The 12,789-nt window shown below is 71.2% G+C and carries 14 protein-coding genes; 1 reads left to right on the top strand and 13 read right to left on the bottom strand.

All coding sequences use genetic code 11. From position 1 onward, the window contains the following. Nucleotides 1-43: 43 nt before the first annotated feature. Both GE115_RS04060 and GE115_RS04055 read right to left on the bottom strand, forming a co-directional pair. On the bottom strand, nucleotides 44-1,321 hold the full coding sequence (locus GE115_RS04060; protein ID WP_153683524.1) for a serine hydrolase domain-containing protein: 1,278 nt from the start codon (nucleotides 1,319-1,321) through the stop codon (nucleotides 44-46). 115 nt (nucleotides 1,322-1,436) lie between these two features. After that, nucleotides 1,437-2,756, bottom strand: coding sequence for an ATP-dependent DNA helicase (locus GE115_RS04055; RefSeq protein ID WP_312854882.1), 1,320 nt, complete (start codon nucleotides 2,754-2,756; stop codon nucleotides 1,437-1,439). A gap of 151 nt (nucleotides 2,757-2,907) precedes the next feature. On the opposite strand from GE115_RS04055, the gene GE115_RS04050 reads away from it, so the two are divergent. After that, entirely contained in the window at nucleotides 2,908-3,924 is a 1,017-nt protein-coding gene (locus GE115_RS04050; protein ID WP_153683522.1) for a hypothetical protein, read from the top strand. 12 nt (nucleotides 3,925-3,936) lie between these two features. On the opposite strand, the gene GE115_RS04045 is transcribed toward GE115_RS04050, so the two are convergent. The 11 genes from GE115_RS04045 to GE115_RS03995 form a co-directional block, all read right to left on the bottom strand. After that, entirely contained in the window at nucleotides 3,937-5,925 is a 1,989-nt protein-coding gene (locus GE115_RS04045; RefSeq protein WP_312854881.1) for a bifunctional copper resistance protein CopD/cytochrome c oxidase assembly protein, read from the bottom strand. A 116-nt stretch (nucleotides 5,926-6,041) separates the two neighbouring features. Continuing rightward, nucleotides 6,042-6,329, bottom strand: a complete 288-nt coding sequence (locus tag GE115_RS04040) for an HU family DNA-binding protein (RefSeq protein ID WP_153683521.1) — start codon at nucleotides 6,327-6,329, stop codon at nucleotides 6,042-6,044. A 356-nt stretch (nucleotides 6,330-6,685) separates the two neighbouring features. Continuing rightward, the gene (gene rpsN / locus GE115_RS04035; RefSeq protein WP_153683520.1) at nucleotides 6,686-6,991 is read right to left on the bottom strand and encodes a 30S ribosomal protein S14; all 306 of its coding nucleotides are present in this window, start codon (nucleotides 6,989-6,991) and stop codon (nucleotides 6,686-6,688) included. Nucleotides 6,992-6,994: 3 nt separating this feature from the next. Beyond that, complete coding sequence (gene rpmG / locus GE115_RS04030) at nucleotides 6,995-7,162, bottom strand: 50S ribosomal protein L33 (protein ID WP_021760158.1); 168 nt, start codon at nucleotides 7,160-7,162, stop codon at nucleotides 6,995-6,997. Beyond that, nucleotides 7,162-7,398, bottom strand: a complete 237-nt coding sequence (gene rpmB / locus GE115_RS04025; RefSeq protein ID WP_127794959.1) for a 50S ribosomal protein L28 — start codon at nucleotides 7,396-7,398, stop codon at nucleotides 7,162-7,164. The genes rpmG and rpmB overlap by 1 nt, the downstream gene beginning before the upstream one ends. Before the next feature lie 230 nt (nucleotides 7,399-7,628). Next, entirely contained in the window at nucleotides 7,629-8,309 is a 681-nt protein-coding gene (locus GE115_RS04020) for a hypothetical protein (protein WP_153683519.1), read from the bottom strand. A 14-nt stretch (nucleotides 8,310-8,323) separates the two neighbouring features. Then, entirely contained in the window at nucleotides 8,324-9,691 is a 1,368-nt protein-coding gene (gene gad / locus GE115_RS04015; RefSeq protein ID WP_246190536.1) for a glutamate decarboxylase, read from the bottom strand. Nucleotides 9,692-9,831: 140 nt separating this feature from the next. Next, nucleotides 9,832-10,230, bottom strand: a complete 399-nt coding sequence (locus GE115_RS04010) for a Fur family transcriptional regulator (RefSeq protein WP_153683517.1) — start codon at nucleotides 10,228-10,230, stop codon at nucleotides 9,832-9,834. Next, nucleotides 10,227-11,069, bottom strand: coding sequence for a metal ABC transporter permease (locus GE115_RS04005; protein WP_153683516.1), 843 nt, complete (start codon nucleotides 11,067-11,069; stop codon nucleotides 10,227-10,229). The genes GE115_RS04010 and GE115_RS04005 overlap by 4 nt, the downstream gene beginning before the upstream one ends. Continuing rightward, nucleotides 11,069-12,007 carry a metal ABC transporter permease gene (locus GE115_RS04000; protein ID WP_153683515.1) on the bottom strand — a complete coding sequence of 313 codons (939 nt, stop codon included), beginning with the start codon at nucleotides 12,005-12,007 and terminating at the stop codon, nucleotides 11,069-11,071. Before GE115_RS04000 ends, GE115_RS04005 begins: the two co-directional genes overlap by 1 nt. A gap of 13 nt (nucleotides 12,008-12,020) precedes the next feature. Continuing rightward, a complete protein-coding gene (locus GE115_RS03995; RefSeq protein ID WP_153683514.1) occupies nucleotides 12,021-12,785 on the bottom strand; it encodes a metal ABC transporter ATP-binding protein in 765 nt (254 codons plus the stop codon). Between the last annotated feature and the right edge of the window lie 4 nt (nucleotides 12,786-12,789).

Raw genomic sequence — 12,789 nt, 5'->3', positions numbered from 1 at the left:
TCCGGCCTCCTTCGATAGAGCCGTCCGCCGCGGCCGCGGCGGGCTATTGCACGGGTGTCGAGCAGCGCGCGAGCTGCGACATCTTCTCCTTCGCCTGGTCGATCGACCAGGGCAGTTCGATGAGGGGCTGCGTCTCGCCGTCGGCGGGCGGCAGCTTCGATGCGAGGGATGCCAGGGCGAACGCCGTCTCGCGGACGAAGTCGGCACCCGAGCTCGAGTTGTTGAGCGCGACGACCACGGTCAGCCCGCTCTCGGGATCGGTGAAGGCCGCGGTGAGGGCCCCGACACCGGCACTGGCCGTGCCGCGCAGCGGCCCGTACTGGCGGCCGCCCACCCCCTGCGAGACCCACGTCTCGGTGTTCGGAAGGGGGTCGGTCGTCCACTGCTCGCGGAACGAGTGTTCGCTCAGCAGCGAACCCGACGCGAACGCGAGGCTCAGCGTGGCCGCATCGTCGAGCGACGAGAGCGCACCGGATGCCGCTCCGCCCATCGAGCTCGACTGGCGCGAGTCATCCGTGCGCGTGGCGCAGTCGGGCGCGCCGTCGGGGCCCGGCAGGGTCGCGTACGCGCCGAGCGCATCGGCGTGCACCACGTCGTCGGTGGCCGGGACCACGGTCTCGTCGAGTCCGAGCGGGCCCGTGACCTGGTCGCGCAGGAGGTCGGGCCAGGGCTTGTGCGCGGCCCGCTCCAGGGCGAGCGCGAGCAGCAGGATGCCCGTGTTCGAGGGCGAGTGCGCTTCGCCCGGCGCCCCGACGCGCGGCAGCGCGAGGCCCGCGGAGACGAGCTCCATGCGCGCCCACGCGCGCTCGGGATTCTGCACGAAGTGGCGCTGCAGCGTCGGCTGGTAATCGGCGATGCCCGAGGTGTGCCGGCAGAGCTGCTCGAGGGTGATGCCCTCGATGCCGGGGAGGTCGTCGAGGTACTCCTCGACCTCGTCGTCGAGCGCGACCGTGCCGATGTCGGCGAGGCGGAGCAGCACGAGGCACGTGAGCTCCGTCGTGACGCCCGCGAGGTGGAAGTCGTCATCGGGCTCCACGGGTGCGGCTCCCTCGTCGAAGGCGACGACGCCGGCGACGCCCTCCCACTCCCCCGCCCACGGCGCATGGATCGTGGCGAGGCCGCCGCTCGACCCGCTCAGCGCGACGGCGTCGGCGAGCACCTGCTGGAACGCAGCCGCCGAATCGCCCGCGATGGCCGTGTCGACCCCGCCGTACCGCGCCTCCGGATCGACCGTGCCACCGACGCATCCGCTCATCGCGAGGACGGCGGCGAGCACGCCGGCGGCCGTCGCGATCCCTGCGCGACGGTGCCGATCCCCCATACGGCCCACGTAGCCCCCTAGCGTGTCCGGTGCGATTCTAACCCGGCGAGCGCCGAGGAGCCGTCAGGGGCCGTCACCGCGCCGCGGGCGGCCGCGCCGGCAGGGACGGCGCCGGTTACGGTGCCGTCGTCTCGGGAACCGGGCCCAGCTCGCGGATCGCGCCCGACATGAACCGCTCGACGTCGGCGTCGACGATGATGTCGTTCGGTCGCAGCGGGCGCGCGAGGTAGAGCCCGTCGAGGCTGGTCAGGCGGCTGAGCGCGACGTAGGTCTGACCCGGGCTGAACACGCGGCCTCCGAGGTCGACGATCGCCGTGTCATAGCTCGCGCCCTGCGACTTGTGGATCGTGACCGCCCACGCCAGCCGGAGCGGGAACTGGGTGAACTCGGCCACGATCTCCTTCTCGAGCTTCTTGCGACCCGAGTCCCACGAGTACCGGTACTTCTCCCAGGTGACCGGCTCGACCTCGTGCTCCTCGCCGTCGACCTCGACACGCACCTCGCGCGCCAGCGAGGTCACCGTGCCGATCGTGCCGTTCACCCAGCGTGGACCGTCGCCCCGCACCATCGTGTCGTTGCGCAGGAACATCACCTGCGCACCCACCTTCAGCTCGAGGCGTTCGTCGGCCGGGAACGCGCGGCCCCCGAAGTCGCCGTTGACCTCGGCCTCGTTCGCCTGCGACTGGCCGGGCAGGCGATGCAGCTGCGTGCGGTTGATTCGCGTGACCGCGTCGTTGCGCGTCGCGAGCGTGATCGCGCCGTGCTCGGGCAGCGGCCGGCGCGCACCCGTCGTGTTCAGCACGCCGGCGATCTCGGCCGTGACCATGCCGTGCCGCACCGCGTTCAGCATGTGCTTGAACGCGTCGTCGTGCTGGCGGTGCACCTCGCCGAGTTCGTAGATGCGAAGGGATGCCTCACGCCAGACGTTCGCGTCGAAGAACCACATCGAGCGGTACGTGTCCTGGAAGTAGCGTCGCTCGTCGCCGTCGCCCGGCACCGGTGCGAGCTGGTAGGGGTCGCCGAACAGCACCACCTGGGCCCCGCCGAACGGCTCGGCGGCCCGCTGCCTCGCCTTGCGGAGCGAGCGGTCCATCGCGTCCATCAGGTCGGCGTTGACCATCGACACCTCGTCGATGACGAGCGTGTCCATGGCGTTGAGGATCTTGCGGACCGTGTCGTTCTGGTCGATGTCGTGGTCGGCGATGACGCCGATCGGCAGGCGGAACAGCGAATGGATCGTCTGCCCGCCGACGTTCAGGGCCGCGACGCCGGTCGGCGCGCAGATCACGATCTGCTTCTGCGTGTGCCAGTTGAGGTGGGTGAGCAGGGTCGACTTGCCGGTTCCGGCCCGGCCCGTCACGAAGACGTGCTCGCGCGTGTGCTCGATCGCGTGGTAGACCGCCGCCTGCTCGGGGCTGAGGATCACGTCGGGCACGGTCCACTGTAACCCTGCTGCCCGGTGACGCTCCGGGCGGGCTGCGGAACCTGGGGACGGCGGTCGGAACCTGGGGTCACAGCTCCGGTTCACCGGCAGGGCCCGACATAGACTTGGGCGGGTGGGGAGCCGGACGGATCGTACAGGACGCGTGTCCTGGCTCGCCGTGCTCGGCTGGACCGGGCTCGCGGCACTGGTCGTCACGACCTTCCTCGCGGCGCTCGGCTCGCTCAACCAGACCCTGTACGGCGCCTCCAACTTCATCGAGCGCTACCTCGAGGCCATCGCCGACGACGATCTCGCCCGCGCGGCGGCGACTCCGGGCGTCGCCCTCGACGCCGAGGAACTCGCGGCGCTCGGCCTGCCGGCCGACGTGTCGACCGCGATGCAGCGTTCGGGCGTCGCGACGGCCGCCCCCGAAGACATCGAGATCGTCGAAGACGTCGCGAACGACGACGGCACGCGCAGTGTCACCGCCTCCTACCGGCTCGAGGCGGCGATCCTCACGACGACGTTCCAGGTCCGGCCGATCGACCCGCTCTACGGCGTGCTGAACCGGTGGGAGTTCGCCGTCAGCCCGATCGCGGTCGTCGACGTCACCGCGGCGCACAACCCGTTCTTCACGGTGGGCACGCTCACCCTCGACACCCGGGCGCGCAAGACCGGCGAAGAGCTCGCCGCGTTCGACCAGACCGCGCCCTACCTCGTCGTCGCGCCCGCCGTCTACTCGTTCGCCTACGACGACGTGCTGCTGACCGCGCAGCCGGTCGACCTCGCGGTCGAGCCGTCGACCCGCGGAGCGGTGACGGTCGACTCGCAGGCGACACCCGCGTTCGTCGAACGCGTGCAGTCGCAGCTGAACCAGTTCCTCGACGACTGCGCGACCCAGCCCACGCTGTTCCCCACCGACTGCCCGTTCGGCGTCGAGATCGACGACCGCGTCCTGAGCGATCCGTCCTGGTCGATCTCGGCCTACCCCATCGTCACCCTGATCCCCGGCGAGGACGCGTTCGAGATGCCGCCGACGGCCGGAGTCGCGCACCTCTCGGTCGAGCTGCAGTCGCTGTTCGACGGCGACGAGTACACGCTGGAAGAGGATCGCACCTTCACGATCTCGCTCGACGCCCGCATCCGCGCCGACGGCTCGATCTCGGTGCAGCTGAAGTAGGGGTTCCCGCCCTTACCCGTCGCGCTCCGCGAGCGCCTGCAGCCGCGCGTTGTACTCCTCGAGCTCGCTGTCGCCCGTGCGGTCGGCGTGGCGATCGCGGCGCTTCGACTCCTTCTCGTCGGAACGCGACCACTGCATCGCGACGGTGATCGCGAGCGCGACGGTCGGGATCTCGCCGATCGACCACGCGATGCCGCCGCCGAGCTGCTGGTCGAGGAGGGCGTCGGTGCCCCACCCCATCGCGCCGTACCAGTCGGCGAGCAGGATGCCCGAGCTCAGCATGATCGACAGCCCGAAGAACGCGTGGAACGCCATGGTGCCGAGCAGCAGCACGAGCCGGAACGCGTACGGCAACCGGTACGGCACCGGATCGATGCCGATGAGCGACTGCACGAAGAGGTACCCGGTGATGAGGAAGTGGGCGATCATCCACTCGTGCCCGATGTGGTCGAGCATCGTCCAGCGGAACAGCGGCGAGTAGTAGAACACCCAGAGCGAGCCGGCGAACAGCACGGCCGCGACGATCGGATTCGCGATGATCGATGCGAACCTCGAGTGCACCGCGAGCAGGATCCACTCGCGGCCGCCGCGGCTGCCGTCGTCGCGACGGTGGATGGCCCGGGCTGCGAGCGTCACTGGCGCGCCGGGCACGAGCAGCACGGGGATGCCCATGGTGAGCAGCATGTGCCCGAGCATGTGCGACGAGAACAGGTACTGCTCGTACGCGCTGATGCCGCCCGAGGTCACCCAGGCGAGCAGCAGCAGGCCCGCGACCCACAGGATCGTCCGGTAGACCGGCCACGAATCGCCCCGGCGGCGTAGCCGGCGGACCCCGGCGAGGTAGAAGAAGATGCCGAAGCCCGCCGCGAGCAGCCAGATGAGGTCGGGGTTCCACTCGGTGAAGTAGCGCCACCAATCGGGGGCGGGCGGCAGCGGCTCGCCGGTGAGGATCTCGGCGGGAGTCCGCGCGAGCGTGCCCGCGGCATCCTCCGACACCGGCGTCGCGGTGCGCGCGAGGGCGGCTGCGAGCCCCGACGCGATGCCCATGAACCCGAGTTCGATGACCACGAGCAGCCAGAACGTGCCGCGGCCGCGGCTCGCGGCATCCGCCCCCTCGGATGCGACGCCGCGCGTGATGCGCGCGATGAGCCAGCGCCGCTGGAGCGCGCCGAACAGGCCGAGGGCGATCAGCGCGGCCACCTTGCCGATCACCAGCACGCCGTACGGCGTGGTCAGCTGCGGCCAGTCGCCGATGCGCAGCGCCGCGCTCGCGTACCCCGAGACGGCCACGACGATGAACGAGATCAGCGCGACCGACGAGTAGCGCGCGAGCACGACCGGCAGCCGTGCGCCGAGCCGACCCTGCAGCAGCACCAGCGTCAGCAGGCCGCCGAGCCAGGCGGCGGCGAACACGAGGTGCAGGCCGAGCGCGGTCACCGCGGCGTTGTGGCCGGCGGCGCCGGCCGCGTGGCCCTGCTGGGCGAGCGGCACGAGGCTCACCACCGCGAGCACGGCGACGAAGACGAGCGCGGTGTGATTGCGCACGGCGAAGCACAGCACGGTGACCGCGGCGGCGATGAGGGTCGTCGTGAGCCACGCCTGCCCGAGCGGGATGCTCGTGAGGAACTGTCCGAGCTTCTGCCCGAACGCGTCGCCGAGGTCGAGCGGTTCGCCCGTCACATCGAGGAACGTGAACAGCGCGGTCGCGGCGCTCGCGACCGTCAGCACGGCAGCGGATGCCGCGGCCACGTCGAGGGCGGCGTCGAACTCGGGCTTCTTGGGGCTCAGCGCCCAGATCGCGAGCACGAGCGCGCCGATCATGCCCGCCGCGCCGAGGTCGACGAACAGCTTGGCGATCGGGAGCCCCCACCGAACCGCGGGGCCGGGATCCTGGAGCTGGAGGGGGGCCGCACCACCGGAGAAGGCGAGGCCGGCGACCGTCGTCAGGACGGCGACGGCGAGGAGCGCGGCGGGGCCGAGCACGCGGGCGGAGCGGGGCACCGCACAAGCCTAGGCGAGCGTGCTGGGAACTCGGCGCCCGGACGCCCGGCCCGGGGACGCCGAAGGGGCGGGCGGCCGATGCCGCTCGCCCCCTCGGTCTCGAAGAGCGTCTTCGACTACTTCGCGGCAGCCTTCAGCTTCGAACCGGCCGAGACCTTGACCGAGTGGCCGGCCGGGATCTCGATGGTGGCGCCCGTCTGCGGGTTGCGGCCCGTACGCGCGGCGCGCGAGGTGCGCTCGACGGCGAGCCAGCCGGGGATCGAAACCTTGGTGTCCGAGCCGACGGCCTCCGCGAGCGCCTCGAAGAGACCGCCCAGCACGGAGTCGACCGTGGCCTGGCTCTGCCCGGTCGACGCGGCGATCTTCGCGACGAGCTCGGTCTTGTTCAGCGACTTGTCAGCCATTGAATGTCCTCCTCGGACGTTCGCTGCATCACACAGCACTTTGTTTGAAGAACTCGGGAACGATCGTCCAACCGCCCCCGCGGCCGATCAGGCCGCCTCGAATGTAACAGAGTTCCGCGGAATCACGCGGATTTCCGGCCCGTTCGGGCACTCTGGCCCCGGCGTGTCGCGTTCGGGGCATCCGCTGCGGCATCCGCACTCGCCGCCGTGCGACCTGCTCGCGACGGTGCGAGGAAGTCGCCGCACCGTGGCGAGCAGGACGCACCGCGACGGCTCGTCTCGTTCTGCGCACGTCCGCCCGACGCAAGAGGGGCGCCCCGGGAGAACCCGGGACGCCCCTCTGCAGGAGTCGGTGCTTACCAGCTCGACTTGGTGATGCCGGGCAGCTCGCCACGGTGCGCCATGTCGCGGAAGCGGACACGCGAGACACCGAACTTGGTGAGCACGCCACGGGGGCGGCCGTCGATGGCGTCACGCGAGCGCAGGCGGACCGGCGACGCGTTGCGGGGCAGCTTCTGCAGGCCCACGCGAGCGGCCTCGCGGGTCTCGTCGGTGCCGTTGGGGTCGACGAGCGCCTTCTTCAGCTCGAGGCGCTTCGCCGCATAGCGGTCGACGATCACCTTGCGCTGCTCGTTGCGCGCGATCTTGCTCTTCTTCGCCATGTCTTAGCGCTCCTCTCGGAAGTCGACGTGCTTGCGCACCACGGGGTCGTACTTCTTGAGCACGAGGCGGTCGGGGTTGTTGCGACGGTTCTTGCGGGTCACGTAGGTGTACCCGGTGCCGGCCGTCGAACGGAGCTTGATGATGGGACGGATGTCCTGCTGCTTGGCCATTAGAGCTTGACCCCCCGAGCCAGGATGTCCTTGACGACGGACTCGATGCCGCGGGCGTCGATCACCTTGATGCCCTTGGCGGACACGTTCAGGGTGACGTTACGACGAAGCGACGGCACGTAGTACGTCTTCTTCTGCACGTTCGGGTCGAAGCGACGCTTCGTCCGGCGGTGCGAGTGCGAGATGTTGTGACCGAAGCCGGGAACGGCTCCGGTCACCTGGCACACTGCTGCCATTGTTCTTTCCTCCAGTACCGAGGGGCGGATGCCCCTCCCAAGGTCTCTTGTCTGCAGGCGACCCCCACCGATTGCTCGGTTAGATACGGGGAACGTCTACGGTCTGGGCAGTGGAAGTGCCCAGCCAAACGTCGATCATATCAGACCGGAGCGTATCCGCCCCACGCTCGACCGGGTTCGCCGCAGCAGGCGAACTCCCACTCCGAGACCCAGACCAGCGCATCCATCCATCAGATGGTGCCAGTCCCGGTGCCGTGCAGGGAATCCGTCGCGGCATCCCGATCGATCGAACGACGCGACAGCAGGGCCGCGACGAGGAAGCAGAGCGCACCGATCGCGGTGCCGCCGTTCGCCCACGGCTCGCTGAGCGGGTCATCCGTCGCCGGAAGCACGTAGGCGCCGATCGCGGAGACGCCGAACGCGAGCGAGCCGACGAGGTTCAGCACCGTGCCGTGCCACGTGCGCGCGTCGCGGTCCCACAATCGGCCGCGGTCCCTCGTCGCGACGACGGCGAGCGTGCTGGAGACGAGGAACGCCACCGAGCCCCAGGCATCCGGCCGCCATCCGACGCCGACCGCGTCGGGGCGGGCGATCGCCGCGGCGAGCGCGGCTGCGGTCGACACGTTGAACAGCAGCGTCCCCGCGAACTGGACCGCTGCGGCCCACCAGTCGGCGCGGTCGGCGCTGTTCGTGCCGCCGCGTGGCGGGCGGCGGCCGCTGAGGCTCAACTGCACGAAGGCGGCAGCCGTGAAGCAGAGCGATCCGACGAAGAAGGTCGCATTGGTCCACACCGCGCCCGCCCACCCGGCGTACCAGGGCAGCGCGCCGACGAGGAAGCAGAGCGAGCCGATCGCGAAGCCCCAGGCCTCGCGACGCAGCCGGCGGACGCGCGCGGGCGCGGCCTGGCTCATCGGTCTCGTCGACCTCAGTGGTGGAACGTCGGACCGAGTCCCGGATGTGGCATCGGGCTGTCGAGCGCGTCGAGGAAGTCGGTCTCCTCGCGGACATCGCGCAGCAGGTCCTCGGCGAGGTCACGACTGAGTCCGTTGCGGCAGACGATGCGCATGACGGTCTGGTCGGACTGGTCGCCCGAGAGCGGGTACGCCGGCACCAGCCAGCCCTTGATCCGCAGCCGCTCCGACAGGTGGTAGAGCGTCCACTTGTCGGTGTGGCCGGCCTTCAGTCGCCAGGCGAAGACGGGGATGTCGCTGCCGTCGGTGAGCAGCTCGTACGGTTCGAGCGCGCCGATCTCGTGCGCGAGGAACCGCGCCACGTCCTGCGTCGCCTGTTGGATCGCGGTATACCCGGCCCGGCCCAGCCGGATGAACCGGTAGTACTGCAGCAGCACCTGCGCGCCGGGGCGCGAGAAGTTGAGCGCGAACGTCGGCATCGAGCCGCCGAGGTAACTGACGCGGAAGACGAGGTCGTCGGGCAGCGCCGCGACCGAGCGCCACACCACCCAGCCGACGCCCGGGTAGACGAGCCCGTACTTGTGGCCCGACGTGTTGATCGACTGCACGCGCTGCACGCGGAAGTCCCACTCGAGGTCTGGCTGCAGGAACGGCGCGACCATCGCCCCGGATGCCCCGTCGACGTGGATCGGGATGTCGAGGCCGGTCTTGGCCTGGATCTCGTCGAGCTTCGCCGCGACCTTCGCGACCGGCTCGTAGGCGCCCGTGTAGGTCACGCCCATGAGCACGACGACCCCGATCGTGTTCTCGTCGACGACGTCCTCGAGCCCCGTGCCATCCATCAGCGGGTGCTCGTCGGACGTCGGGATGAACCGCATCTCGACGTCGAAGTAGTTGCAGAACTTCTCCCAGCAGACCTGCACGGCCGAGCTCATGATGAGGTTCGGCTTCTCGGTCGAGGCGCCCGCCTCGCGGCGCGCGTGCTGCCAGCGGCGCTTGAGCGCGAGGCCGCCGAGCATGCACGCCTCGGAGGAGCCGATCGTCGACGTGCCGATGACGTCGTCGCGGTCGGGTGCGTTCCAGAGGTCGCCGAGGATGCGCCAGCAGTACTCCTCGATCGCGGCCGTCGCCGGGTACTCGTCCTTGTCGATCATGTTCTTGTCGAACGCGTCGCGGTAGAGCTTGTCGGCGTACTCGTCCATCCAGGTGCCGACGAAGGTCGCGAGGTTCAGCCGCGCGTTGCCGTCGAGCATCGACTCGTCGTGGATGACCCGATACGCCGTGGCCGGCAGCATCTCGCCGTCGGGTATGCGCGTGTACCTCGCCGTCGTGGACTCCCCCACCCGGGTGAACGTCGGCTCGAGCTCGCTGTCTTGAACCATGGTGACCCCCCTCACCATGCCCGGAGCGGCCCGCTCCCGCGTACGCGATGGGAACGCGTGGCGAAGGTCTCCCCCGAGGCATCCGGTGCCGACACTAGCGTGATCGGGCCGGGGAGGGAATCACCCCCGATCGGGTGAGGTCAGGCCCCCGCCTGCAGCTTCGTGCACGCGGCGCAGAGCCCGAACACGTCGACGACGTGCGCGGCCTGGGTGAACCCGTGCTCGGCCGCGACGCCCTTCGCCCACTCCTCGACGGGCTCGGCCGAGATCTCGACCGTGAGCCCGCAGTTGCGGCAGATCAGGTGGTGGTGGTGGCCGGTCGTGCTGCACGCGCGGTAGAGCGCCTCGCCGTCGGGCGACTGCAGCGAGTCGGCCTCTCCGGTCGATGCGAGGTCGCCGAGCGCCCGGTAGACGGTCGCGAGTCCGATGGGCGATCCGCTCGCGTGCAGGGCGGAGTGCAGCGCCTGCGCGCTGATGAATCCTTCGGTGCCGTCGAGCGCCTCGCGGACGGCCTCGCGCTGCCACGTGTTGCGTTTCATGCGATTCGTGCTTCCTCCGCGGTCTCGACCGGGATGGACCGGCCCCTCCACGGTAGCCGTCGCAGCTGGGAGGCCCCCAGCGCGATCGCGAAGCATCCGGTCGCCGCCAGTGCGATCGCGGGGCCGGCGGCGATCGCGAATGCTCGCGACGCGAGCACGCCGACGATGCCGGATGCCGCGCCGATGACCGGTGCCGCGAACAGCACGCCGCGGTAGGAACGCACGACGAGCCGCGCGGCCGCGGCGGGGGCTGCGATGAGCGCGATCGCGAGGATCGCGCCGACCGCGGGCAGCGAGCTGACGACGGATGCCGCGATGAGCCCGAGCACGAGCACCTCGATGGGCCACTCGCGGAAGCCCGCCGCCCGGAAGCCCGCGGGGTCGAAGGTCGAGAACGCGATGCGCCGGCCGAAGGCCGCGACCAGCACGACGGCGGCGACCGCGACGACCGCAGCGAGCAGGATGTCGGCGTCGGTCACGGTCAGGATCGACCCCACGAGCAGCGACTCGGGCTGCACGGGCAGGCCGGGCAAAGCCGCCTGCAGCAGCGCTCCGGCGGCGAATCCGCCGGTGAGCACGATGCCCGCGGCGACCTGGGCCCCTTGCCGCCGGATGCGCGCGATGCCGGCCATGATCGCGACGATGACGACGGATGCCACGGCGGCCCCGAGCGGCACGCTGACGCCGAGCGCCGCGGCCGCGACCGCGCCGGGGTAGGTCGCGTGCGTGAGCGCCTGCGCGAAGAACGTGCGGCGGCGCAGTACGACGAGCGCGCCCACGAAGCCGGCCCCTGCGCCGATGACGATGGCCGCGAGCATGGCCCGCTCGAAGTAGCCCATCAGCGCGCACTCCCCGCCGTGCGGGCGGCCGCGGGGGCGGCGCCGGCGCGATCGGCGCGTCCGGCGGCCCGGCCGCTCGAGCGCCCGGTCGTGACGCGTCCGGCCGCCCACGCGACGACGAGCACGAGGGCATATCCGACGACGAACGCGGCGACGACGGTCGCGCCTGCGGGCAGGTCCACTCCCCCGCCGACGGATGCCCCGTACCCGGCCGCGAGGCCGAGCCACGCGCCGAGCGCGGCGAAGCCGCCGGCGACCGGGAACAGCAGCCAGAGTCGGTCGGTGGCCAGGCGTGCGACAGCACCGGGCACGATGAGCAGCGCGAGCACGAGCAGGGTGCCGACCGTGGACGCGGCCGCGACGACCACGAGCGCGACGGCGCCGTTGAGCACGAGGTCGAGCACGAACCCGCGGTCGCCCGCGGCGCGGCTGGCGCGCGCGTCGAACGCGCGGAACAGCTGCTGCTTGAGGGTCAGCAGCACCGCGCCGAGGGCGACGAGGCTCACCACGACGAGCGGCACGACCTCGGCGGGCGGGATGGTGAGCACGCGCCCGAACAGGAGCGCCTCGAGCTGGCCGGCGTAGTCGTCGCTGCGCGAGACGACGATCACGCCGACGCTGAACGTCGCGGTGAGCACGATGGCGATCGCGGCATCCGAGGCGACGCCCGCGCGCGAGAGCCAGGTGAGGATGACGGCCGCGCCGAGCGCGGCGATCGCGGCGCCCGGCAGGAGACCTGCGGTGCCGCCGACGGCCAACCCGATGGCCAGGCCGGGGAACACGGCGTGGGTGAGGCCGTCGCTGATGAACTCGAGCCCGCGCAGGTTCACCAGCACGCCGACGACGCCGGCGACCACGGCGAGCACGAGCATCACCCCGAGCGCGCGCGCCATGAACGGCAGCTCGAACGCGGTGAACAGCGAGTCCCAGAGGTCCATGCCGGGCGCGACCTCAGTGGCCCTCGTGACCGGGGACGACGAGCGTGTGCTCGTCGATCTCGATCTCGGTGCCCTCGAAGCACTCCTGCAGGTTGCCGAGCGTCAGCACGTCGTCGACCGGGCCGTGGGCGAGCTGCTCGCCGTTCACGAGCACGACCGTGTCGCACACGAGGCGGGCGAGCTCGAGGTCGTGCGTCGAGACGATCACCGCGACGCCGCGAGCCTTGAGGTCGCGCAGCGTCTGGATGAGCGCGTCGCGGTTCTGCTGGTCGAGGCCGTTGAACGGCTCGTCGAGCAGCAGCAGGCTCGGTTCGCCGGCGAGCGCCCGTGCGAGCAGTCCGCGCTGGCGCTGCCCGCCTGAGAGGTCGCCGAAGCGACGCTTCGCGAGCTCGGTCAGGCCGACGGCGGCGAGGGCGTCGGCGACGGCCGCGCGGTCGGCGCGGCCGGGCCAGCGGAACAGGCCCAGCCGGCGGTACCGGCCCTGCATCACGACCTGCTCGAGGCTGATCGGGAAGTCGGGGTCGAGATCGGCCGACTGCGGCAGGACGCCGATCATGCCGACGGCGGCATGCGGGTGACCTGCGTATTCCACCGTGCCGGCCGTGCGAGGCACGAGGCCGAGCAAGCCGTTCAGCAGCGTCGACTTGCCGGCGCCGTTCGGGCCGATGAGCGCGACGGCCTCGCCCGCGCGGATGTCGAGGTCGAGCCCGGACACCCCGGCTCCGCCGGGGTGCGTGAACGCCGCGGAACGCAGTCGCAGCACGGGCCGGTCGGTCATGCGG

The organism is Agromyces agglutinans (assembly GCF_009647605.1).
Classification (GTDB): domain Bacteria; phylum Actinomycetota; class Actinomycetes; order Actinomycetales; family Microbacteriaceae; genus Agromyces; species Agromyces agglutinans.
The sequence above is the reverse complement of the archived record's forward strand: the minus strand, read 5'-3'. Positions and strand labels throughout refer to the sequence as shown.

Excerpts from the sequence above, each read along its gene's own strand:
- GE115_RS04060 (WP_153683524.1), bottom strand. The coding sequence starts at position 1,321 with ATGGGGGATCGGCACCGTCGCGCAGGGATCGCGACGGCCGCCGGCGTG.
- GE115_RS04005 (WP_153683516.1), bottom strand. The coding sequence starts at position 11,069 with ATGGGCTACTTCGAGCGGGCCATGCTCGCGGCCATCGTCATCGGCGCA.
- GE115_RS03995 (WP_153683514.1), bottom strand. The coding sequence starts at position 12,785 with ATGACCGACCGGCCCGTGCTGCGACTGCGTTCCGCGGCGTTCACGCAC.
- GE115_RS04000 (WP_153683515.1), bottom strand. The coding sequence starts at position 12,007 with ATGGACCTCTGGGACTCGCTGTTCACCGCGTTCGAGCTGCCGTTCATG.
- GE115_RS04020 (WP_153683519.1), bottom strand. The coding sequence starts at position 8,309 with ATGAGCCAGGCCGCGCCCGCGCGCGTCCGCCGGCTGCGTCGCGAGGCC.
- GE115_RS04040 (WP_153683521.1), bottom strand. The coding sequence starts at position 6,329 with ATGGCTGACAAGTCGCTGAACAAGACCGAGCTCGTCGCGAAGATCGCC.
- rpsN (WP_153683520.1), bottom strand. The coding sequence starts at position 6,991 with ATGGCGAAGAAGAGCAAGATCGCGCGCAACGAGCAGCGCAAGGTGATC.
- gad (WP_246190536.1), bottom strand. The coding sequence starts at position 9,691 with ATGGTTCAAGACAGCGAGCTCGAGCCGACGTTCACCCGGGTGGGGGAG.
- rpmB (WP_127794959.1), bottom strand. The coding sequence starts at position 7,398 with ATGGCAGCAGTGTGCCAGGTGACCGGAGCCGTTCCCGGCTTCGGTCAC.
- GE115_RS04010 (WP_153683517.1), bottom strand. The coding sequence starts at position 10,230 with ATGAAACGCAACACGTGGCAGCGCGAGGCCGTCCGCGAGGCGCTCGAC.
- rpmG (WP_021760158.1), bottom strand. The coding sequence starts at position 7,162 with ATGGCCAAGCAGCAGGACATCCGTCCCATCATCAAGCTCCGTTCGACG.